Raw genomic sequence first — 21,743 nt, forward strand, 5'->3', positions numbered from 1 at the left:
GGTCCGATGAATTTCAAGTGACGAGCCGGTGCGGTCAACATTGCAGTGCAGCGTTGCGCTTCACGTTGCTTTGAGCCATTGCATGGACCGCAGACAGCGGCCGAGCCAACCGGCCCGAAGAACAAGGAATCTCATCGATGAGCGCCAACAAACCCTACCGGATCGCAGTCATTCCCGGCGACGGCATCGGCAAGGAGGTGATGCCGGAGGGCATGCGCGTGATCGAGGCCGCGGCGAAGAAGCACGGCGTTGCCGTGCAGTTCGATCATTTCAATTTCGCCTCCTGGGACTATTACGAGAAGCACGGCGAGATGATGCCGGAGGACTGGAAGGAAAAAATCGGCAAGCACGACGCGATCTATTTCGGCGCAGTCGGCTGGCCGGCGAAGATTCCGGACCACGTCTCGCTCTGGGGCTCGCTGATCAAATTCCGCCGCGAGTTCGACCAATATGTGAATCTGCGGCCCGTGCGCTTGATGCCGGGCGTGCCGTCGCCGCTCGCGAACCGCAAGCCGGGCGATATCGACTTCTGGGTGGTGCGCGAGAACACCGAAGGCGAATATTCGTCGGTCGGCGGCCGAATGTTCCCGGGCACCGAGCGCGAATTCGTCACCCAGCAGACGGTGATGACCCGCACCGGCGTCGACCGCATCCTGAAATTCGCCTTCGAGCTTGCGCAGTCGCGGCCGAAGAAGCATCTGACCTCGGCGACCAAGTCGAATGGCATCTCGATCACGATGCCCTATTGGGACGAGCGGGTCGAGGCGATGGCGAAGAACTATCCGGGCGTGAAGTGGGACAAGTATCACATCGACATCTTGACCGCCAATTTCGTGCTGCATCCGGACTGGTTTGATGTCGTGGTCGGCTCCAACCTGTTCGGGGATATCCTCTCCGATCTCGGCCCGGCCTGCACCGGCACGATCGGCATCGCACCGTCGGGCAACATCAATCCGGAGCGGAATTTCCCGTCCGTATTCGAGCCGGTGCACGGCTCGGCGCCCGATATCGCGGGGCAGGGCATCGCCAACCCGATCGGCATGATCTGGTCGGGCGCGATGATGCTGGAGCATCTCGGAGAGAAGACCGCCGCCAACGCGATCGTCGGCGCGATCGAGCGCACGCTGGCCGAGCGCACTTTGCGGACCCGCGACCTCGGCGGCAATGCCGACACCGTGACGTGCGGGAGGGCGGTTGCGGATATGGTGGAGTAATCACCGCTGTTCGTGTGCTGTCGTAGGGTGGGCAAAGGCGCGCATGCGCCGTGCCCACCACTACATACGAACGCTGCCGGATGGTGGGCACGCTTCGCTTTGCCCACCCTACAAGAAATAACCGTCTATGCCTTCGCCACCCGCCGGCAATGCTCCCAGGCGGCGTCAATCAGGTTTTCGCTCGCTTCCGGCGTGCGGAACGCGGAGTGCGCTGACAGCGTCACATTGGGGATCGTCGTGAGGACATGATCCTTCGGCAGCGGCTCGATGTTGAAGACGTCGAGGCCGGCATGGCGGATGTGGCCTGATTTCAGCGCCTCGATCATCGCGGCCTCGTCGACGATGGCGCCGCGCGCGGTGTTGACCAGGATCACGCCCTTGCGCATCTGCGCGATGCGCTCGCGCGATAGGAAGCCGCGGGTCTCGTCGTTGAGCAGCAGGTGCAGTGAAACGACGTGGCTGCTTGCAAGCAGCTCGTCGAGGTTGACGAAAGTCACGCCCGGATGCGTCTTCGACGTCCGGTTCCAGGCGATCACTTTCATGCCGCTGCCGGATGCGATCCGGGCCACTTCCGCGGCAATACCGCCGAAGCCGATCAGGCCGAGCGTCTTGCCGGTGAGCTGCATGCCGTCATCGCGGAGCCAGTTGCCGGCGCGCATCTCGCGATCCATCTGCGCCAGCCCACGCGCGGACGCCCACATCAGCGCGATGGCGGCTTCGGCCACGGCCGTGTCGCCATAGCCCTTGATCAGGTGCACGGTGATGCCGAGCTCTGCCAGCTCTTCGGGGTTCATGTAGCTGCGCGCGCCTGTTCCGAGGAACACGACGTGCTTCAGCCCCTTGCAATGCTTTGCGACCTCGGTCGGCAGTGCGGTGTGATCGACGATGCCGATCTCGGCGCCGTCGAGAACGGCGGGCCAATCCTCGGGGGTGATGTTGGGATCGAGGTTGACCTTGACCGCGATGTCATCCGGCCTGCGCTGCCGTTCGAAAATCTCCGCAAGCGAGTCATTGGCGTCGATGAAAACTCCGCGCACGTGATATTCTCCTTTAAGAGTGGGCCCGAGCACTCGCGCCAACAAAGGTACGCTCCCTCCCCCCTTGTGGGGGAGGGCCGGGGAGGGGGGTACCCCGTGAAGACTGCCGCTGTGGACCCCCACCCCCGGCCCCTCCCCGCAAGGGGGGAGGGGAGCGCAGCGCGTTCTGCGGCGATCGGCTTGACAGACAATTAGTTCAGCAAGACGACGGAAGTCACGACGCGACGCCGGCGAGCGCCAGCACGGTGTGCATCAGGACATTGGCGCCGGCGGCGCAATCCGTCTGTGTGGCATCTTCCAGCTCATTGTGGCTGATGCCGTCCTTGCAGGGCACGAACACCATCGCGGTGGGCATGACCGTGTTGAGGTTGCAGGCATCGTGCCCGGCGCCGGAGGTGATGCGACGGTGCGAATAGCCGAGGCTTGCAGCGGCATGCTCCACCGCATCGACCAGCTTGGGATCGAAATGCGTCGGCGGCTTGCGCCAGACCAGATCGATGGCGATATCGACTTTGCGCCTGGTCGCGATCTCGGCAGCGGCTGCGCGCAAGCCCTTGTCGAGGGCTTCGAGCGTGTCGGCGTCCTTGCTGCGGCAGTCGATGGTGAAGGCGATCTCGCCGGGAATGACGTTGCGCGATGGATTCTGGATCACGGCTTCGCCGATAGTGGCGACTGCATTCGGCCCCAGCCTGATTGCGATCTGCTCGAGCGCGAGTGCGAACTGCGACAGCGTCAACAGCGCGTCGCGGCGCAGCGGCATCGGCGTCGAGCCGGCGTGGCTTTCGAATCCCGTGATCCGGCCGTCGTACCAGAATACGCCCTGGCCGGAATCGACCACGCCGATGGTCTTGTTCTCGGCTTCGAGGATCGGGCCCTGCTCGATATGCAGCTCGACGAAGCTTCCGAATTTCTGGGTGCCGACCTTGGTCTCGCCGCGATAGCCTATTCTGTCGAGCGCCTCGCCGACCGTGACACCTTCGGCGTCCTTGCGCGACAGGATGTCCTCGACGGTGAAATCGCCGACATAGGCGGCCGAGGCCATCATCGCCGGCGCGAAGCGCGAGCCTTCCTCATTGGTCCAGTTGACGACGCAGATCGGCGCCTCGGTCTCGATATCAGCATCATTCAGCGTGCGGATCACTTCGAGCGCGCCCAGCGTGCCCAGGATGCCATCGAACTTGCCGCCCGTCGGCTGGGTATCGAGGTGCGAGCCGATCCCGACCGGCGGCTTCGACATGTCGCGACCTTTGCGCAGGCCGAACATGGAGCCGAGCGCATCGACATGCACTTCGAGGCCGGCATCCTCGCAAGCCTTGCGAAACCAGTCGCGCACCTGCCTGTCTTCCTCGCTCAAGGTCAGCCGGCGTACGCCGCCTTTTGCCGTGGCGCCGAACTTGGCGGTCTCGTGAATGGTACCCCAGAGGCGGGCGGAATCGATCTGCAGATTGGTGGTGGCTCGGCTCATTGCATCTTCCATTTCACCCGGCATCGAGGCCTTCAATGGCTCGGCACCAATTCCGCGTCAACCGATGCCGGCGCTTGGCTGCTCATCTGCGCCGTCTGGGCTGCAAGCTCGGCGACGCGCTCGATCGCGATCATCTCGGGCGAGGCGAGCCAGCTTGCGGTGAAGGTGAGCGGCGAGATCCGCATATCGGTTTTCAGCTCCTGCAGGCGGCCATCGGCGAGTTCGCGCGCGACGATCGCGGCCGGGATCACGGCGACGCCGAGCCCTTCGATCGCCATGTGAATCACGGTCGCCAGCGATGCGCTGGCATGCAGCCGGATCGGCGGCAGGTCGGGGCGGTTGAACAGCGAGCGAACGTTCTCGTAGGGCTGGGTCTTGCGTGGGAAGGTGATGATGGGAAACTTCGCGATCTCCGCGATCGTCAGCAGCGCACCGCCGAGACCGAGCGCGGGGCTTGCCAGGAAGCTGATCGGGTAGTCACACAGCACGCGGTTACGAATGCCGGGCGCCGATGGCGGGCCGAGGGCGAATGCGAGTTCGATCTCCTGCGCCAGCAGCCGGGCATGGAGGTTCGGCGTGACGTCGACCTCGATCTCCAGCGAGAGGTTCGGGTAGCTGTCGTTGACGTGCTTGATCAGCCGCGGCAGCCAGTCATGCACGATGGTTTCGGCGACGCCGAGCCGCAGCACCCCGCGCATCGCCGAGCGATCGCCGACCTCGGCGAGCATCTCGGTGCGCAAGCCGATCAGCTTCTCTGCATACACCAGCATCTGCCGTCCGCTCGGCGTTGGGGAGGCCGCGCGGTGATCGCGGTTGAGCAGCTTCACCCCGAGCTCGCGCTCCATCTGGGCGATGCGCTGGGAAATGGCAGGTTGGGTGGTGTTGAGCCGCTGGGCGGCGCCGCGAAAGCTGCCAAGCTTCACCACCCAGAGGAAAGTTTCGATCGATCGGAAATCCAGCATTGTCACTCGCGTCGGATCAATCAGATTTATCGTTTCCGATTAAAAACGAAGATTAGACTTTATAGCACGGCTGGGGTTGAGTGCGTTTGTCGAGATATTAGGCAAATGGCTCAAATGACTGTTTCGGCGGCAGTGCAGCATGGATGGTAATGAAGTAGGGATTTTGCCCAGCCATCAGGCGCGGCTCGACTATCGGGCAGGCAGGGGCTGGAGCACAGCTGGCGTCGCCAACGGCTTCGTGCAGGGCAATCTTGCGATTCTGCCGGAGCGTTATGCCGGCGCATTTCATCGTTTCTGTCAGCTCAATCCCAAGCCGTGTCCGATCATCGGCATGTCGGATGTCGGTGATCCGCACATTCCCTCGCTCGGTACCGATCTCGACATTCGCACCGATGTGCCGCGGTATCGCGTCTGGCGCGATGGCGAACTGGTCGAGGAGCCGACCGACATTCGCTCGCATTGGCGCGACGACCTCGTCGCCTTCGTGCTCGGCTGCTCCTTTTCATTTGAAGAAGCGCTGATGGCGGACGGGCTGCCGATCCGGCACATCGAACGCAAGGTGCGCGTCCCGATGTACCGCACCAACATTGCCTGCCAGCCTTCGGCGCCGTTCGCTGGTCCCATGGTGGTCTCGATGCGCCCGTTCAAACCGGCCCAGGCGATCCGGGCGGTGCAGATCACCACGCGCTTTCCTGCCGTCCACGGCGCGCCGGTGCATCTCGGCCATCCGCATCTGATTGGCATCGCCGATATCAACAAGCCTGATTATGGTGATCCGGTGCCGGTTGCGGACGACGAGATTCCGGTGTTCTGGGCTTGCGGCGTCACGCCCCAGGCGGTGATAGCAGCGGCAAGGTTGCCGTTCGCGATCACCCACGCGCCCGGGTTGATGTTGATCACCGATCTTAAAAACAAGGATCTGGCCGTGCTTTAATGGGCAGTGCCTGCCACTTCTTGAGGCTTTACCGACCGCATTAATCGCTTCATCGATGCCAGCCGTTTGATAAGGGAATCTTGCAATGAGCATCACGCGCCGAAATGTCTTGCTGGGAGCTACTGCCGCTGCTGCGCTCGGGCCGATCGCGGCCCGCGCGCAAACCTCCGAGGTGAAGATCGGGATCATCTATCCGTTCTCCGGCGCCAGCGCCCAGATCGGTGTCGATGCGCAACGCGCCTTCGAGACCGCGGCCGAGATCATCAACAACAAGTATGATTTCGATCTGCCGCTCGCACGCACCGAAGGCCTGCCGGGACTCGGCGGCGCCAAGGTCAAGCTCATCTTCGCCGATCACCAGGCCGACCCGCAGAAGGGCCGCGCCGAGACCGAGCGCCTGATCACCCAGGAAAACGTCTGCGCCGTCATCGGCTCCTACCAGAGCGCGGTGGCCGTCACCGCAAGCCAGACCTGCGAGCGCTACCAGATCCCCTATATCTCGGCGGACAATTCCTCGCCGAGCCTGCATCGTCGCGGACTGAAGTACTATTTCCGCGCCGCGCCGCATGACGAGATGTTCTCGCAGGCGATGTTCGACTTCTTCGATGCGATGAAGAAGGGCACCAAGATCGAGACGCTGGCGCTGTTCCACGAGGATACGATCTTCGGCACCGATTCCGGCAACTCGCAGCTCAAGCTCGCCAAGGAGCGCGGCTACAAAGTGGTGGCCGACATCAAATATCGCGCCAACTCGCCATCGCTCTCGGCCGAAGTGCAGCAGTTGAAGGCGGCCAATGCCGACGTGCTGATGCCGTCGAGCTACACCACCGACGGCATCCTCCTGGTCAAGACCATGGCCGAGCTCGGCTACAAGCCGAACGCGATCGTGGCGCAGGATGCCGGCTTCTCGGAGAAGGCGCTTTATGATGCCGTCGGCGACAAGCTCGAAGGCGTCATCTCGCGCGGCTCGTTCTCGCTCGACCTCGCCGCCAAGCGGCCGATGGTCGGCAAGATCAACGACATGTTCAAGGCGAAGTCGGGCAAGGACCTGAACGATTTCTCCTCGCGCCAGTTCATGGGCCTGATCGTGATGGCCGACGCCATCAACCGTGCCAAGTCGACCGATGGCGAGAAGATCCGCGAGTCGCTGGTCGCGACCGACATGCCGGGCGAGCAGACCATCATGCCGTGGAAGCGGGTGAAGTTCGACGAGAGCGGCCAGAACAACGACGCCGATCCGGTGCTGCTGCAATATGTCGGCGGCAAGTTCGTCACGATCTTCCCGGAGCAGGCAGCGGTGGCTCAGGCCATCTGGCCGATGAAGTAAGGGCCGTCCGGCGCGACAGGCGGTGACGGTTGGGATGATGACGGAGCATCCATTTTGCTCCGTCATTGCGAGGAGCGCAGCGACGAAGCAATCCAGAGCATTTTGCGAAAACTGGATTGCTTCGCTTCGCTCGCAATGACGGGAATGGAGTGACTTGCTGTGACAGCCGAGACCATCATTCAAAGTCTCGCGTCGGGCCTGCTGATGGGTCTGCTCTACGGCCTGATCGCCGTGGGGCTTGCCCTCATCTTCGGGCTGATGGACGTGGTGAATTTCGCCCATGGCGAATTCCTGATGATCGCGATGTATGCGACCTTCTTCCTGTTCGCCTTCTTCGCGCTCGATCCCCTGTTGGCGGCGCCGCTGGTCGCCGCCGCGCTCTTCATCTTCGGGGCAGTGGTTTACTTGCTGGTCGTGAGATTTGCGGTCAGAGCCAAGGCCAATACCGGCATGGTGCAGATCTTTTCCACCTTCGGTCTCGCCGTGCTGATGCGCGGGCTGGCGCAGTATTTCTTCACGCCCGACTATCGCAGCATTACCCATTCCTGGCTTGGCGGTAAGACGATCTCGATCGCCGGCATCTATCTGCCCGAGCCGCAGCTGGTCGGGGCGCTGATCGCGATCGCGGCCTTTGCCGGGCTCTATTTCTTCATCCATCGCACCGATTTCGGCCGGGCGCTGGAAGCGACCCGCGAGGATGCGGGCGCGGTGGCGCTGGTCGGCATCGACAAGAATAAGGTGTTTGCGCTGGGTTGGGGCCTTGGTGCTGCGCTGGTCGGGCTCGCCGGCGCGGTGATGGCGATCTTCTTCTACGTCTTCCCGGATGTCGGCGCATCGTTTGCGACCATCGCCTATGTCACCGTGGCGCTCGGCGGCTTCGGCAGCGTGTTCGGCGCTTTCGCCGGCGGCATCATCGTCGGCCTGGTCGAGGCGGTCACAACGCTGATCTTGCCGGCTTCGCTGAAAACGGTCGGCATCTATGCCGTCTACCTGTTTGTCGTCTTCATCCGGCCGCGCGGCCTGTTCGGGTCGATCTGATGGACAAGGCTTTCGCTCAACGCCGCCGCCGCGACCTGATCATCGCTGCCTGCCTCGCAGGGCTTGCTGCGCTGGTGCCGCTGTTCGTCAAGGATGTCTATTATCAGAACATCATGGTCTTGACCCTGCTGTACGCGGCTCTCTCGCAGAGCTGGAACATCCTGTCCGGCTATTGCGGCCAGATCTCGCTGGGACATGCGCTCTATTTCGGGCTCGGCGCCTACACGACGGCGCTCCTTTATACCAAGTTCGGCGTGCTGCCCTGGTTCGGCATGCTCGCGGGCGGGGCCATTTCCTCGGGGGTCGCGATGGCGCTCGGCTATCCCTGCTTCCGGCTGCGCGGGCACTACTTCGTCATCGCCACTATCGTCATCGCCGAGATCGCGCTGCTCCTGATCCAGAATTGGGACTGGGCAGGGGCCGCGCTCGGCATCACGCTTCCGATGAAGCGCGACAGCTGGCTGACGTTCCAGTTCGCCCGCTCAAAGCTGCCTTACTTCTATTTTGCGCTGGCGCTGGCCTGCGTCGCCTGGTTCGTGACCTGGTGGCTGGAGGATTCCAAATGGGGCTATTGGTGGCGCGCGGTGAAGGACAATCCGGACGCCGCCGAGAGCCTCGGCGTGGTCGTGTTCGATTCCAAGGTGGGCGCGGCGGCCGTCTCGGCGTTCCTGGTGGCGATCGGCGGCAGCTTCTACGCCTTGTTCGTGTCCTACATCGATCCTGAAAGCGTGATGGGCTTCCAGTTCTCGCTGCTCATGGCGCTTCCCGCGGTGCTCGGCGGTATCGGCACGCTGTGGGGCCCGGCGCTGGGCGCCGTGATCCTGATTCCGCTGACCGAGTTGACTCGCTCCTATATCGGCGGCTCCGGACGCGGCGTCGACCTCATCGTCTATGGTGCGCTGATCGTCGTGATCTCGTTGGCGCGGCCGCAAGGCCTGGTCAGCCTGTTCACGCGCAAGCCAAAGCCGGCCGCAGGGGCCGTCCGAGAGGCGGTGACGCCATGACGATTCTGCTGGAAACCCGCAACATCACCCAGCGCTTTTCGGGATTGACCGCCAACAGCAACGTCTCGATCTCGGTCCAGCGCGGCGAGATCGTCGGCCTGATCGGTCCGAACGGCGCCGGCAAGTCGACCCTGTTCAACCTGATCGCGGGCGCCTTTAAACCGACCGAAGGCACCATCGTCTTCGACGGCGAGGACGTCACCGCGCTGCCTGCTGCGGAAAGGTGCCAGCGCGGCATCGGCCGCACCTTCCAGGTGGTCAAGAGCTTCGAGAGCATGACGGTGATCGAGAACGTCATCGTCGGCGCCTTGGTGCGCACCACTGTGATGCGCGAAGCGCGTCGCAAGGCGCATCAGGTGTTGGAATTCTGCGGCCTTGATGCGCGGGCCGACGTGCTGGCGAGCGATCTCGTGCCGTCAGAGAAGCGACGTCTGGAGGTGGCGCGTGCGCTGGCGACCGAGCCGAAGCTGTTGCTGCTGGACGAGGTGCTCACCGGTCTTACGCCGGTCGAGTCGCAGAAAGGCGTCGAGCTGGTGCGCCGGGTGCGCGACACCGGCGTCACCGTGCTGATGGTCGAACACGTCATGGAGATCGTGATGCCGCTGGTCGATCGCGCCATCGTGCTGGATCTCGGCAAGGTGCTGCTCGAAGGCAAGCCCACCGACGTGGTCCGCGATCCGAAAGTCATCACTGCCTATCTTGGGGACCGCCATGCTGTCGGTGCGTGACGTCACCACGGCCTATCAGGGCCTGGTCGCGATCTCGAATGTCTCGATCGATGTCGAGAAGGGCGAGATCGTCTGCGTCGCCGGCGCCAATGGCGCGGGCAAGTCGACGCTGTTGAAATCCATCGCCGGCGCCGAGCGGCCGCGCGCTGGTAGCATCACTTTCGATGGCAGCCGGATCGACGGCCTTGCGCAGCATCTGATCACCGCGCGCGGCGTCGCCTATGTGCCGGAGAACCGGCGGCTGTTTCCGCGGCTGTCGGTGCGCGACAATTTGCGGCTCGGCAGCTACCTCTATCGGAGCGAGAGCAATCGCGAGGAGCCGCTGGATTTCGTGTTCAAGCTGTTCCCGCGGCTGTCGGAGCGGCTGGAGCAGCGCGCCGAGACGCTCTCGGGCGGCGAGCAGCAGATGCTGGCGATCGGTCGGGCGCTGATGACGCGGCCGCGGCTGTTGATGCTGGACGAGCCGTCCCAGGGCATCATGCCGAAGCTGGTCGACGAGATCTTCCAATCGGTCAAGCGCATCCGCGACGCCGGCATGACCGTGCTCATCGTCGAGCAGCGCATGGCCGAGTGCCTGGAAATCGCCGACCGCGCCTACATCCTGCAGACCGGCCGCGTCCTGATGAACGGCAAGGCCAGCGAGATCGCTGTGAATGCCGATGTCCGCAAGGCGTATCTGGGGCTGTAGGCACTCCATCGTCATTGCGAGGAGCCGAAGGCGACGAAGATTTGTAGGGTGGGCAAAGGCGCGGAGCGCCGTGCCCACCGGCTGCGAGCGTTAAAGCGCAAGGTGGGCACGCTTCGCTTTGCCCACCCTACGGTTCTTCGCTCCTCGCAATGACGAAGAGCCTACTCGCAATGACGGAAGCTATTGGCGCGGGCAGCCCTACAACGTGCCCTTGCCGGCGTCGGAGCCGTGGCGGCGCTGGCGCGCCTGCAGCACCAGGATGACGGCGAGTGCGGCGAAGATCACCAGGAACGACACCGCTGACGTCAATGTTCCGAGCGCGTAGATGTCCGGCTTGGTCACCGTCGTGGTCAGGCCCTGCAATTCCAGCGGCAGGGTGTTGACCGAGCCGATCGCCTGGCTGGAGCGGGCCAGCTCGTCCCAGGACAGCGTGAAGCCGAACAGGCCGATGCCGACCACCGATGGCAGGATGATCGGCAGCACCACGTAGCGAAACGTCTGCCACGGCGTGGCGCCGAGGTCGCGCGCGGCTTCCTCGAGACGGCCGTCGAAGCGGTTGAAGATCGCGAACATGATCAGCAGGCCGAATGGCAACGTCCAGGTCAGATGCGCGCCGAGGCCTGAGGTGAACAGGCCCATGCCGGTGGTCCAGCCGTCGGCGAGCCATCCGAGCCCGACATCGGCGCCGTGTTTGTTGATGAAATCGTCGAGCAGGCGGAATTCCAAGGCGATGCCGAGCGAGGTGATGATCGAGGGCATGATCAGGCTGGCGATCGCGGTGTAGAACAGGATCGACGATCCGCGGAACGGCTTGCGGAACGCCATACCGGCGGCCACCGAGAGCACCACCGTGATCACCATCACGACCAGGCCGAGCGCGAGCGAGCGTTTGAACGCGGCGCCGATATCGACGATTCCGGCGCCGGAAAACACCTTGCCGAACCAGACGAGCGATACGCCGTTCATCGGGAAGGTGAGGCCGCCATCCGGCCCCTGGAAGGACAGGATGTAGATCGCGATCATCGGGCCGTACAGGAACAGCACATAGGCCGCGAAGAATGCGGCGAGGATGTAGAAGGAGCGTGGACGTCTGTCTCCCATTTACAGCTCCTTGCGCACGTCGACGATCCGCGTCAGCGCGGAGATGATCAGGATGGTGACGCCGAGCAGGATGACCGCGTTCGCCGCCGCGGCTGGAAACTGCAGCGCGGAGAGACGCGATTCGATGATCTTGCCGGCCGATGCGATCTGCTGGCCGCCCATCACGCCGACCGTGACGAAGTCGCCCATCACGATCGTGATCACGAAGATCGAGCCGATCACGATGCCCGGCTTCGATAAGGGAATGACGATGTTCACCAGGGTCTGCCAGCCGCTCGCGCCGGCGTCATAGGCGGCCTCGATCAGCCGCTTGTCGATGCGGACCATCGAGTTGAAGATCGGTACCACCATGAAGAAGGTGAAGAGGTGCACCAGCGCCAACACGACCGAGAATTCGGAGAACAGCAGCCATTCGATCGGTTGGCCGATCAGGCCGGTGCCGATCAGGCCCTGGTTGACGAGACCGTTGCGGCCGAGCAGGGGGATCCAGGCGATCATGCGGATCACGTTCGATGTCCAGAACGGAATCGTGCAGAGCAGCGACAGCACGATCTGCCAGGTCTTGCTGCGGACGTGAAATGCGAGGAAGTAGGCCACCCAGAAGCCGATGAAGAGCGTGAGGCTCCAGGTGAGCAGGCAAAGCTTCAACGTCTTCAGATAGGTTTTCAGGATGGTGCAGAGTTCGGGCAAGCCCGAGATGCAGCCTTCGAACGTATCGGTGTAGCCGCGCAGGCTGAACGCCGGGATCATCTCATATTCGTTGTAGTCCCAGGCGCTGACGATGATGACGAGAATGAGCGGCAAAAGGAAGAACAGCGCAAACACCAGCATCATCGGCCCGGCCTGCAGCCAGGCGATGGACCGCATCGCAGCTTTGCGCAGTCCGCTGCCGGATGTTGCCTGGTCCGAACCGGACGCGGCCATCGGCGCGAGCTGCGAGGTCAGATCGGCGGTGCCGGTATCCTGCGTCATGACAACGATCTTTGGAGAAGTCTATGGAAGGTGCGTGCCGCGCCATCCGGCGCGACACGCAATCAGGTGATCATCAGGCCGCGATGAACTCGTTCCACTTGCGGACCATGTAGTCGTTCTCGTCCATCACGGCGTTCCAGCAGGCCACCGCCCCCATGCGATCGTCGTAGGAGCCGCCGTCACGCACCGCGCCGGCCTTCTCGAGCAGGGTGCCGTCCGGCGCCTTGATGTCGTTCTTCGCCGGCTTGCCTTCCATCCAATAGCCCCATTCGTCTTCGGTCATGTTGGCCTTGGCGGTGGAGAGCACGGCGGAATAGTAGCCCTGGCGGTTGAGATAGGCGCCGGCCCAGCCGGAGAGATACCAGTTGACGAACTCATAGGCCCAGTCGAGCTTGGGTCCGCCGGCCACGGCCTTGGAAACGCAGAAGCCCGAGGCCCAGGAGCGATAGCCTTCCTTGAGCGGCTGGAAGATGCAGGGGATGCCCATCGACCGCACCTTGGTCACGGCGGGCGACCACATCGACTGGATCACGGTCTCGCCTGAGGCCATCAGGTTGACGGACTCGTTGAAGTCCTTCCAGAAGGCGCGGAACTGGCCGGCCTTCTTGGCTTCGGTCAGCACTTTCATGGTGAGGTCGATCTCGGCCTTGGTCATGTTGCCCTTGTCGGCATATTTGTATTGGCCGGTCGCTTCGACCACCATCGCGGCGTCCATGATGCCGATCGAGGGGATGTTGAGGATCGAAGCCTTGCCCTTGAATTCGGGGTTGAGCAGCTCCGCCCAGGAGTCGATCGGGCGCTTGATCAGGTCGGGGCGGATGCCGAGCGTGTCGGCATTGTACACGGTCGGGATCAGCGTGATGTACTCGGTCGGCGTGGCCGAGAAGGTCTTCGAGTTCGCTCCGTCGAGGTAGAGCACCTTCCATGGCGCGGTGCCCTGGCCGCCGATCTTCTTGCCGTTCGGCAGCTCACCCTTGGTGAACACCGGCGTGATGTTGTCGAATTCCTTGATCTTCTTGGCGTCGAGCGGAAAGATGTTGCCCGAGGGCACCAGCTTTTTCAGCGAGAAATACTCGGTGTCGAGCACGTCGAACGAGTTCGGCTGGGTGATGACGCGCTTGGTCACGTCGTCGGTGGTCGCGGTGATGTATTCGATCTTGATGCCGGTATCGGCGAGGCACTTCTTCGAGATCTCGTCGCCTTCGTTCACGGCCGTGCCGAGGTAGCGCAGCACTTTCGCATCGGCTGACTTGACATAGGGAAACCCGGTGATGGCGCCCGAACCCGCGGCGAGGCCAGCGATACCGGCGGCTCCCTTGAGCAGGCGTCGCCGGCTGATGGTGGTCTTCTTCGAACGATCGGTCATGGTGGTCTCCATGGAGGATATCAAGCGACAAGTTCAGGCGATGTGGCGGCTGCCGGGCTGCGCGGCGAGGTCAGCGGATCGGCGAGCGCTGGATTCCAGGTCGCGATCACTTGCTCGCCGATGCTGTAGCTCGTGGCGTCGAACTGATCGTCGGTGAGCTGAGCGGAGATCTCGCGGCCGCCATCGGCCGCGGCTATGGCGACGAGCACATAAGTGCCCTGATATTCGATCTTGCTGATCGTGCCCGAGACCTGCGGCCCGTCGATCGCCTGTCCCGGCTTCTTCAGGAGAATGCGGTCGACGCGCACCGCGTAGCTCGCATCGCCGAGGGTGATGACGTTATGGCCGCCGATGAATTTCGCGGCGAATTCGGTGCGCGGGTGGTTGAAGATCTCACGCGGGCTGCCCTGCTGCTCGATGCGGCCGGCATTCATCAGCACCACGAGGTCGGACAGCGCCATCGCCTCGTCCTGCCCGTGGGTCACGTGAATGAAAGTCAGCCCCAGCTCGCGCTGCAACCGCTTCAGCTCGGCGCGCATGCGCAGTCGCAGGAACGGGTCGAGCGCCGACAGCGGCTCGTCCAGCAGCAGGATCTGCGGCGAGGTGATCAGCGCGCGGGCCAGCGCGACGCGCTGCTGCTGGCCGCCGGAGAGCTGCGCCGGCAGCCGCGCCTCGTAGGCCTGCATGTCGACGAGCTCGAGCAGTTTGCGGGCTTCGGCATGGCGCTCCGCTTTTGCGACGCCCTTCATCTTCAAGGCAAAGGCGACGTTGTCGATCACGGAGAGATGCGGGAACAGCGCATAGGACTGGAACATCATCGCGGTGCCGCGCCCGGCCGGCGGCAGATCGGTGACGTTCTTCGCGCCGACTATGATGTCGCCGGAGGACACCGATTCGTGCCCCGCGATCATCCGCAGGGTCGAGGTCTTGCCGCAGCCGGAGGGGCCGAGCAGGCAGCAATAGGAGCCGGCAGGAATCTTCAGATCGATCGCGTCGACGGCGGTGACGTGGCCGTACATTTTCGTGACCTGCACCAGTTCCAAGCTCGCGCCTGCCGCCATCCGAATTCCATCCCTCTCGTAAGGCTGGAAGCGCGGCTTGAGCTCCGGTCGGCGCCGCGTTCCAACCGCCAGACATCTGCAACGGATATGCCAGCTGCCGGGGTGGACGCGCTGGCGCGCTCCGTATTTGCACTCAGCTCGATCGTATCCAGCGATAGGGGCGCGCAGGCGCAAGACGGCGCACGCGCAAGTCGAGGAGCCGTGAGCGCCACCGAGAGCAACACTGGTGCTGGTGCTGAGCAGGCCCCGCCTCAGTGCCCAACGAGAGCTTCGCTCCACATGATCGCTGCCTTAATTCTGGGCAGTTTTCCTCATTTGAGGCACAGGCTCAAGGGGCTGCATGCAATGTATCAGCCGGGAACGCCAGCAGCCTCGGCTTTGCCGTGCCGCGAGCCAAAGGCTTACATCTCAGGCTGACGTCTCACGTGTGAACGTGCGGCTCAGGCAGCGTCAGCCCGAAGGTCTTGACGAGGTCGGCGATCTGCTGCGGCGAGAGATAGCGGGGATTCATCCCGCGCAGCAGGAGATAGAGCTTGGCCGTCTCCTCCAGCTCCTCCATAGCGAACACGGCCGCTTCCAGCGTGTCGCCGGATACGACGGGGCCATGATTGGCGAGCAGCACCGAGGAATAGCGTCCGGCCAGGCCTTTGATTGCGTCGGCCACCGCCGGATCGCCCGGCCGGTGATAGGGCACGAGCGCGGTCTGGCCGCAGCGCATCAGATAATAAGGAGTCAGCGGCGGCAGGGCGGCCCGCGGGTCGATCTCGGGCAGCATCGAGAGCGCCACGGAATGAGTGGAGTGCAGATGCACAACGGCACGGGCCGTGCTCCGGCTTTGGTACAGCGCGGTGTGCAGCGGCACCTCCTTGGTCGGCGCATCGCCGGAGACGAGCTTGCCATCGGCATCGAGCCGCGACAGCCGGGCCGGATCGAGGAAACCGAGTGAGGCATTGGTCGGCGTCACCAGCCAGCCGCCATCGTCGAGCCTGACGCTGATATTGCCGGACGAACCCGGGGTCAGCCCACGCTCGAACAGCGAGCGGCCGAACCGGCAGATGGCTTCGCGTAATCTCGTTTCTGCCATGGCGTGGAGTCCTCGCTGTTATCTAGACGATCAATGGACCTTTGCTTTTTGCCCTTGAAGCCAACCGACGGCGACGTAGGCGCCAAAGGCGTCGTCCATAGATCGCGACGATGGTCAACACGCTGCCGGCGATCATTGAGGGCAACCCGATCAGTACCCACAAAAAAATCAGAAATGTAGGGGGCATGCGGCTTCGCTCCGAGAGCCCGTCGGATTCTGGCGATGTTCTCTCATGCTTTGGCAGCGTGGCCAAGCCATGCTACCGAAAGGGGGAGCCGGGCCAACCGGCTGAGATCAGGAAACGCCTTGAGGATTTGCCGTATGTCATCGCCATCTCAAACGAAAGTCGCCGTGATCGGGCTCGGCTCGATGGGCTTTGGCATGGCCACTTCGCTGCGGCGCAGCGGTTTTGCGGTGACCGGTTGCGACGTCTCCGCGGATGCGGTTGCGCGCTTCGTGGCGGAGGGCGGGAAGGGAGCCAAGACGCCGGCCGAAGCGGCTGAAAGTGCCGACATCGTCGTCAGCGTCGTCGTCAATGCCGCGCAGACCGAGGCGATCCTGTTCGGCGCCGGCGGCGTGGCCGAGACGCTTCCCAAGGAGTCCGTGTTCATCTCCTCGGCGACCATGGACCCCGACGTCGCGCGTCGGCTCGCCAAGCAGCTGGAGGCGACGGGCCGGCATTATCTCGATGCGCCGATCTCCGGTGGCGCGCAGCGCGCCGCGCAAGGCGAATTGACGATCCTCGCCTCCGGCAGCGCCGCGGCCTTTGCCAAGGCCCGGCCGGCGCTGGATGCGATGGCGGCCAAGCTCTACGAATTGGGCGAGGCGGCAGGGCAGGGTGCTGCGTTCAAGATGATCAACCAGCTGCTCGCCGGCGTCCATATCGCCGCTGCGTGCGAGGCCATCGCGTTCGCCGCCAAGCAGGGTCTCGACATCAGGAAGGTCTATGAAGTGATCACGGCCTCAGCGGGCAATTCCTGGATGTTCGAGAATCGGATGCCGCACGTGCTCGACGGCGACTATGCGCCGCGCAGCGCGGTCGAGATCTTCGTGAAGGATCTCGGCATCATCCAGGACATGGCGCGATCGACGCGCTTCCCGGTGCCGGTCGCATCGGCCGCGTTGCAGATGTTCCTGATGACGGCAGCGGCCGGCATGGGCCGCGACGATGATGCCTCGGTGGCTCGGATGTATGCGCAGGTGACCGGCACGACGCTGCCGGGCTCATCCAAGTAACGACGTCACGACGAGTTCTCAGCATGCCCCGTTTTGCCGCCAATCTCACCATGATGTTCACCGAGCATCCGTTTCTCGACCGCTTCGCGGCGGCCGCGAAGGCCGGCTTCACCGCGGTGGAATTCCTGTTTCCCTATGCCTATCCGGCCGAGGAGGTCGGCAAGCGGTTGCATGACAACGGCCTGACCCAGGCGCTGTTCAACCTGCCGCCTGGGGATTGGGACGCCGGCGAGAAGGGCTTTGCGGCGCTGCCGGAGCGCTTCGATGATCTCAAGGCGAGCCTCGCGACGGCGTTGCCTTACGCGCAGGCGACCGGCGTGAAGCGCGTGCATCTGATGGCCGGCATCGCCGAGCGCAGTGACGCCAAGGCGGTCGAGGCCTTCATAAAATCGGTGACATGGGCGGCCGAGTTCTTCGCGCCTCATGGCCTCGACGTCGTGATCGAGCCGATCAACGCCCGCAACGTCCCCGGCTACTTCCTCAACGACTTTACTTTTGCGCGCGACCTGATCCGGGACTTGAAGATCCCGAACCTGAAGCTGCAGTTCGACATCTATCATTGCCAGATCATCCATGGCGACGTGACGATGCGGTTGCGCGAGATGATCGACATCATCGGCCACATCCAGATCGCCAGCATCCCCTCGCGCCACGAGCCCGACGGCGAGGAGCTGAACTACCCCTTCCTGTTCGCCGAGCTCGACCGGCTCGGCTATGCCGGCTTTGTCGGCTGCGAATACAATCCGCGCGGCAAGACGGAAGAGGGCCTGGGATGGTTCGCGCCATATAGGAGAGTGAAGCCATGACCATCAAGCTTGGCTGCATCGCCGACGACTATACCGGAGCCTCCGATCTCGCCAACACGCTGACGCGCGCAGGGCTTCGCACCGTGCAGACCATCGGCGTGCCGGCCGAGGACCTTGCGCTGCCGGACGTCGACGCCGTCGTCGTGTCCCTGAAGAGCCGATCGATCGCGGCACCGCTGGCGGTGGCCCGCTCGCGCGAGGCGGAGACATGGCTGCGCGGCCGCGGTGCCGATCACGTACTGTTCAAGATCTGCTCGACCTTCGATTCCACCGACGCCGGCAATATCGGACCGGTGATGGACGCACTGCGCGACGATGCCGGCGAAACGGTGGTGCTGGTGACGCCGGCTTTTCCCGAGACCGGCCGCACCGTCTATCAGGGGCATCTGTTCGTGGGCCACGTGCCGCTGAACGAGAGCCCGTTGAAGGATCATCCCCTCAATCCGATGCACGATGCCAACTTGGTGCGGGTGTTGTCGCGCCAGAGCCGTGCCAAGATCGGCCTGGTCGATCTCGCCACTGTTGTTCGCGGCCCCGAGGCGGTGCGTGCCCGCCTGGCAGACCTCGCCGGCCAAGGTATCGGCGCCGCCATCATCGATGCGGCGTTCGATGCCGATCTCACCACGATCGGGACGGTGGCGGTGCGCCATCGCGTATCGGTCGGTGCTTCGGGCATCGGGCTTGGGCTCGCGCGGGCGCTGGTTGAATCCGGCGGTGTCAAAGCTGCGGCTGCCGATGCCGCGAACGACGCTCCGGTCGGAGGCCCGGCGGCATGCCTGGCCGGCAGCTGCTCGCAGGCGACGCTGGCGCAGATCGCTCAGGCTGAAAAGATCATGCCGGTGCTCCACCTCGATCCCGAGCAGATCCTCGCGGGCAAGGACGAGGCACGCCGCGCGCTGGCCTGGGCGATCGAATGTCTTGCGGACGATCCGGTGCTGATCGCTGCGAGCGCCGCGCCTGAACAGGTGGCCGCCGTGCAGGCACGCCATGGCCGTGAGGTCGCCGGACACGCGATCGAGCAGACGATGGCTGAGATCGCCGAGGGGCTGGTGCAGGCAGGCGTGCGACGGCTCGTCGTCGCGGGAGGCGAGACGTCGGGGGCGGTGGTCGATCGGCTCAAGATTCCGGCCTTCCTGGTCGGACCCGAAATCGCACCCGGCGTGCCGGTGTTGCGCACTGTCGGCGCGCGATCTGCCGAAATGCTGCTGGCGCTCAAATCCGGCAATTTTGGCGGTCCCCAATTCTTCTTGGACGCGCTTGGGTTGATGCGCTGAGCCTGGTGTCGCGAATTTTATCCATGCAAAAATGCTTGGCGCGGTTGCGGCGGGAGGTGAGCCGCCACCTGTTAGTCCGAACGGTCTGAATGAGTTTTCATCAGATGCACATCTGATGAGCCGGAGTGCTGGGTCTCGCGCCGCTCTCTGGCTTGGGTAGGGCCACAGTTCGACGTGCGCTCGTGCTTAGCGATGCACGGTCATCCCGTAGATTAACGGTCTCTATGGACCTTATCCTTATACCCTGGAGCTGGACGCCGCTGATGCGTCCATCTGTAGGTGGGGCAATGAAACTGAATCGGATTGGCTACAAACTCGGACTCGCCGGCGCCATCGGCGCGACTCTCGCGATCGGCATGATCGCAAATCAGATGATCGCAGAGCATGCGGTCAACGCGGCAAACGAGCAGACCGAGCGTTCGCAGCGCGTCGTCGAAAGCGTGATGGCGGCGAGCATCGACATGCAGCAGAGCCAGCTTGCCGGCCGTACGGCGCGGTTGGCACGGGTGCCGGTCGAGGCCGAGAAGGCAGCGGCCGATATTCAGCAGTTCTCCACTGCGATGACCAGGGATATTGATGGAGCCCTGGCCAACGTGACGAGCGCCGAAGATCGCGCGCGGCTCAACCGGCTCAGGGAACTGATGACGAACTATTCCTCCGGTGCGGTCGAGCTGGCGCAAGCGCAGAAGTCCCTGCTGCGGGAGATCGACAAGCGCAGCGCAGTATCCGACGAATGGACCAAGAGTCTTCAGGCCGTGCTCACATCGCCGGCGTTGCCGAACCTTGCTTTCCGCGAGCGCGTTGAGCGGCAGCTTCATGCCGCGGATGCCAAGCTGAACTATATGCGCGCGATGGCCTGGCAATTCGGCATGACCGGCGATGCTAACGCGACCACGCTGCTCAAGCGGGCCATGCCGTTCTTGAAAAGCGCGCTGACCGATGCGCGCATGCTTGCCGACGATCGCGCGTTGCAAGCCGCGATCAACCGGCTGAACGGCATCGCATCCGATTTTACGGCCGCCAACGATGAGGTGGTCAAGATCGAGAGTCTCAAGGAGGTGCTGCTGCGCGATCGGACGCTCAAATATCTCGGCGAGGCCGGCGAATTAATGGATGCATCGATCAGCGATGCGCACGCGCAGCAGGCAAGTGCCAGACGGCACGCCGACGAAGTGGCGGCGCAGGCCGGCGAACTCACGCTAATCGCGGGCGTGGCGGTTCTTCTCTCCGTGGTGGCATCGGTCGTATTCTCCTTCCTCGGCATTGCCCGGCCGCTGATGCGATTGAATGCAGCGCTGGCCGAGATGGCGCAAGGCAGGCTCGACATCCGCATTCCCGGCGCCGGCCGCGGCGACGAGATTGGCGACCTCGCGAAGACCGTGACCGTGATCCAGGCCAACGCGGAACGGAAGGCTAATGCCGAGGCGGAGGCCAAGAGCGAGCAGGATGCCATGACGGCCCGTCATCGCAAGGCCGACATGCAGCGGCTCGCTTATCAGTTCGAGGAGGCGATCGGCGAGATCGTCAACACGGTGTCGTCGGCGTCGGCGCAGCTCGAGAGCTCGGCCGGCACTTTGACCGCGACGGCCGATCGCTCCAAGCAGCTGGCGAGCGCGGTCTCGGCGGCATCGGAAGAGGCCACCACCAATGTCCAGTCGGTGGCGTCTGCGACCGAACAGATGGCCTCCTCGGTCACCGAGATCAGCCGTCAGGTGCAGGAATCGGCGCGCATCGCGGGCGAAGCGGTCGGCCAGGCCCGCACCACCACCGGCCGGGTCAGCGAACTGTCGAAGGCGGCGACACGGATCGGCGACGTCGTCGAACTGATCAACACCATCGCAGGTCAGACCAACCTCCTGGCGCTGAACGCCACGATCGAGGCGGCGCGCGCCGGTGACGCCGGTCGCGGCTTTGCGGTGGTGGCGTCCGAAGTGAAGGCGCTGGCCGAGCAGACCGCGAAGGCGACCGGCGAGATCGGCCAGCAGATCGCGGGTATCCAGGCCGCGACGCAGGAGTCCGTGGGCGCGATCCGCGACATCTCCTCCACGATCGAGAAGCTGGCGGAAATTTCGTCGACGATCGCCGCCGCTGTGGAGGAGCAGGGCGCGGCGACCCAGGAAATCTCGCGCAATGTGCAGCAGGCGGCGCACGGCACCCAGCAGGTCTCGTCCAACATCACCGATGTCGAGCGCGGCGCCACAGAGACCGGCTCGGCTTCGACCGAGGTGCTGGCGGCCGCCAAAGCCCTGTCCGCAGACAGCCAGCGGCTGCGGGTCGAGGTCGGCAAGTTTCTGGGTTCGGTTCGCGCGGCCTAGCTCACGCCGTTCGAAACGACGAATGGTCACGGAGCATCACGCGGCTTGCCGCGATATCGCAACGTCGTTCACTCCGGCGTGATCACATGGCGGCTGTACCGACGGTACGGCCGCACCTTAATGCGATCTCA

18 protein-coding genes and 1 pseudogene are annotated in these 21,743 nt (G+C 63.8%); 11 read left to right on the forward strand and 8 right to left on the reverse strand.

The genetic code is table 11. From position 1 onward, the window contains the following. Window positions 1-137: 137 nt before the first annotated feature. Window positions 138-1,214: a tartrate dehydrogenase gene (locus QX071_RS23780; RefSeq protein WP_315706278.1), complete on the forward strand. Its 1,077-nt coding sequence runs from the start codon at window positions 138-140 to the stop codon at window positions 1,212-1,214. Window positions 1,215-1,339: 125 nt separating this feature from the next. Here the strand turns inward: QX071_RS23780 and QX071_RS23785 are convergent, their stop codons facing one another. From QX071_RS23785 to QX071_RS23795, 3 genes are all read right to left on the reverse strand, one after another. Beyond that, window positions 1,340-2,251, reverse strand: a complete 912-nt coding sequence (locus QX071_RS23785) for an NAD(P)-dependent oxidoreductase (RefSeq protein WP_315706277.1) — start codon at window positions 2,249-2,251, stop codon at window positions 1,340-1,342. Window positions 2,252-2,465: 214 nt separating this feature from the next. After that, window positions 2,466-3,716, reverse strand: coding sequence for a Zn-dependent hydrolase (locus tag QX071_RS23790; RefSeq protein WP_315706276.1), 1,251 nt, complete (start codon window positions 3,714-3,716; stop codon window positions 2,466-2,468). 32 nt (window positions 3,717-3,748) lie between these two features. Continuing rightward, window positions 3,749-4,678, reverse strand: coding sequence for a LysR family transcriptional regulator (locus tag QX071_RS23795; RefSeq protein ID WP_315706275.1), 930 nt, complete (start codon window positions 4,676-4,678; stop codon window positions 3,749-3,751). A 114-nt stretch (window positions 4,679-4,792) separates the two neighbouring features. On the opposite strand from QX071_RS23795, the pseudogene QX071_RS23800 reads away from it, so the two are divergent. From QX071_RS23800 to QX071_RS23825, 6 genes and pseudogenes are all read left to right on the forward strand, one after another. Next, window positions 4,793-5,612 (forward strand): annotated as a pseudogene (locus QX071_RS23800) (putative hydro-lyase). Between the two features lie 85 nt (window positions 5,613-5,697). Continuing rightward, entirely contained in the window at window positions 5,698-6,939 is a 1,242-nt protein-coding gene (locus tag QX071_RS23805; RefSeq protein ID WP_315706273.1) for an ABC transporter substrate-binding protein, read from the forward strand. 159 nt (window positions 6,940-7,098) lie between these two features. Beyond that, a complete protein-coding gene (locus tag QX071_RS23810; protein ID WP_315706272.1) occupies window positions 7,099-7,977 on the forward strand; it encodes a branched-chain amino acid ABC transporter permease in 879 nt (292 codons plus the stop codon). Continuing rightward, window positions 7,977-8,981 carry a branched-chain amino acid ABC transporter permease gene (locus QX071_RS23815; RefSeq protein WP_315706271.1) on the forward strand — a complete coding sequence of 335 codons (1,005 nt, stop codon included), beginning with the start codon at window positions 7,977-7,979 and terminating at the stop codon, window positions 8,979-8,981. Before QX071_RS23810 ends, QX071_RS23815 begins: the two co-directional genes overlap by 1 nt. Continuing rightward, window positions 8,978-9,709, forward strand: a complete 732-nt coding sequence (locus tag QX071_RS23820; RefSeq protein WP_315706270.1) for an ABC transporter ATP-binding protein — start codon at window positions 8,978-8,980, stop codon at window positions 9,707-9,709. The genes QX071_RS23815 and QX071_RS23820 overlap by 4 nt, the downstream gene beginning before the upstream one ends. Continuing rightward, window positions 9,693-10,397, forward strand: a complete 705-nt coding sequence (locus QX071_RS23825) for an ABC transporter ATP-binding protein (RefSeq protein ID WP_315706269.1) — start codon at window positions 9,693-9,695, stop codon at window positions 10,395-10,397. Before QX071_RS23820 ends, QX071_RS23825 begins: the two co-directional genes overlap by 17 nt. Before the next feature lie 198 nt (window positions 10,398-10,595). Here the strand turns inward: QX071_RS23825 and QX071_RS23830 are convergent, their stop codons facing one another. The 5 genes from QX071_RS23830 to QX071_RS23850 form a co-directional block, all read right to left on the reverse strand. After that, on the reverse strand, window positions 10,596-11,498 hold the full coding sequence (locus QX071_RS23830) for an ABC transporter permease (RefSeq protein ID WP_315706268.1): 903 nt from the start codon (window positions 11,496-11,498) through the stop codon (window positions 10,596-10,598). Beyond that, on the reverse strand, window positions 11,499-12,422 hold the full coding sequence (locus QX071_RS23835) for an ABC transporter permease (RefSeq protein WP_315706355.1): 924 nt from the start codon (window positions 12,420-12,422) through the stop codon (window positions 11,499-11,501). It lies immediately after the preceding gene. 121 nt (window positions 12,423-12,543) lie between these two features. Beyond that, window positions 12,544-13,836, reverse strand: coding sequence for a PotD/PotF family extracellular solute-binding protein (locus tag QX071_RS23840; RefSeq protein ID WP_315706267.1), 1,293 nt, complete (start codon window positions 13,834-13,836; stop codon window positions 12,544-12,546). 20 nt (window positions 13,837-13,856) lie between these two features. After that, complete coding sequence (locus QX071_RS23845) at window positions 13,857-14,897, reverse strand: ABC transporter ATP-binding protein (RefSeq protein WP_315706266.1); 1,041 nt, start codon at window positions 14,895-14,897, stop codon at window positions 13,857-13,859. 421 nt (window positions 14,898-15,318) lie between these two features. After that, a complete protein-coding gene (locus QX071_RS23850; RefSeq protein ID WP_315706265.1) occupies window positions 15,319-15,981 on the reverse strand; it encodes an aldolase in 663 nt (220 codons plus the stop codon). 222 nt (window positions 15,982-16,203) lie between these two features. Here QX071_RS23850 and ltnD point away from each other — a divergent pair, with 222 nt between their 5' ends. The 4 genes from ltnD to QX071_RS23870 all read left to right on the forward strand — a co-directional run bounded on the left by ltnD (window position 16,204) and on the right by QX071_RS23870 (window position 21,612). Then, a complete protein-coding gene (gene ltnD / locus QX071_RS23855) occupies window positions 16,204-17,217 on the forward strand; it encodes an L-threonate dehydrogenase (RefSeq protein WP_315706264.1) in 1,014 nt (337 codons plus the stop codon). A 23-nt stretch (window positions 17,218-17,240) separates the two neighbouring features. Further along, the gene (gene otnI, locus QX071_RS23860) at window positions 17,241-18,023 is read left to right on the forward strand and encodes a 2-oxo-tetronate isomerase (RefSeq protein WP_315706263.1); all 783 of its coding nucleotides are present in this window, start codon (window positions 17,241-17,243) and stop codon (window positions 18,021-18,023) included. Further along, window positions 18,020-19,297, forward strand: coding sequence for a 3-oxo-tetronate kinase (otnK, locus tag QX071_RS23865; protein ID WP_315706262.1), 1,278 nt, complete (start codon window positions 18,020-18,022; stop codon window positions 19,295-19,297). Before otnI ends, otnK begins: the two co-directional genes overlap by 4 nt. Window positions 19,298-19,584: 287 nt before the next feature. Then, window positions 19,585-21,612, forward strand: a complete 2,028-nt coding sequence (locus QX071_RS23870) for a HAMP domain-containing methyl-accepting chemotaxis protein (RefSeq protein WP_315706261.1) — start codon at window positions 19,585-19,587, stop codon at window positions 21,610-21,612. Window positions 21,613-21,743: the final 131 nt, after the last annotated feature.

It is taken from the genome of Bradyrhizobium sp. SZCCHNS1022 (assembly GCF_032484835.1).
Taxonomy (GTDB): Bacteria; Pseudomonadota; Alphaproteobacteria; order Rhizobiales; family Xanthobacteraceae; genus Bradyrhizobium.

Coding starts and splice junctions, on each gene's coding strand:
- QX071_RS23780 (WP_315706278.1), top strand. CDS start 138: ATGAGCGCCAACAAACCCTACCGGATCGCAGTCATTCCCGGCGACGGC.
- QX071_RS23790 (WP_315706276.1), bottom strand. CDS start 3,716: ATGAGCCGAGCCACCACCAATCTGCAGATCGATTCCGCCCGCCTCTGG.
- QX071_RS23795 (WP_315706275.1), bottom strand. CDS start 4,678: ATGCTGGATTTCCGATCGATCGAAACTTTCCTCTGGGTGGTGAAGCTT.
- QX071_RS23805 (WP_315706273.1), top strand. CDS start 5,698: ATGAGCATCACGCGCCGAAATGTCTTGCTGGGAGCTACTGCCGCTGCT.
- QX071_RS23815 (WP_315706271.1), top strand. CDS start 7,977: ATGGACAAGGCTTTCGCTCAACGCCGCCGCCGCGACCTGATCATCGCT.
- QX071_RS23820 (WP_315706270.1), top strand. CDS start 8,978: ATGACGATTCTGCTGGAAACCCGCAACATCACCCAGCGCTTTTCGGGA.
- QX071_RS23825 (WP_315706269.1), top strand. CDS start 9,693: ATGCTGTCGGTGCGTGACGTCACCACGGCCTATCAGGGCCTGGTCGCG.
- QX071_RS23830 (WP_315706268.1), bottom strand. CDS start 11,498: ATGGGAGACAGACGTCCACGCTCCTTCTACATCCTCGCCGCATTCTTC.
- QX071_RS23835 (WP_315706355.1), bottom strand. CDS start 12,422: ATGGCCGCGTCCGGTTCGGACCAGGCAACATCCGGCAGCGGACTGCGC.
- QX071_RS23840 (WP_315706267.1), bottom strand. CDS start 13,836: ATGACCGATCGTTCGAAGAAGACCACCATCAGCCGGCGACGCCTGCTC.
- QX071_RS23845 (WP_315706266.1), bottom strand. CDS start 14,897: ATGGCGGCAGGCGCGAGCTTGGAACTGGTGCAGGTCACGAAAATGTAC.
- QX071_RS23850 (WP_315706265.1), bottom strand. CDS start 15,981: ATGGCAGAAACGAGATTACGCGAAGCCATCTGCCGGTTCGGCCGCTCG.
- ltnD (WP_315706264.1), top strand. CDS start 16,204: ATGTTCTCTCATGCTTTGGCAGCGTGGCCAAGCCATGCTACCGAAAGG.
- otnI (WP_315706263.1), top strand. CDS start 17,241: ATGCCCCGTTTTGCCGCCAATCTCACCATGATGTTCACCGAGCATCCG.
- otnK (WP_315706262.1), top strand. CDS start 18,020: ATGACCATCAAGCTTGGCTGCATCGCCGACGACTATACCGGAGCCTCC.
- QX071_RS23870 (WP_315706261.1), top strand. CDS start 19,585: ATGAAACTGAATCGGATTGGCTACAAACTCGGACTCGCCGGCGCCATC.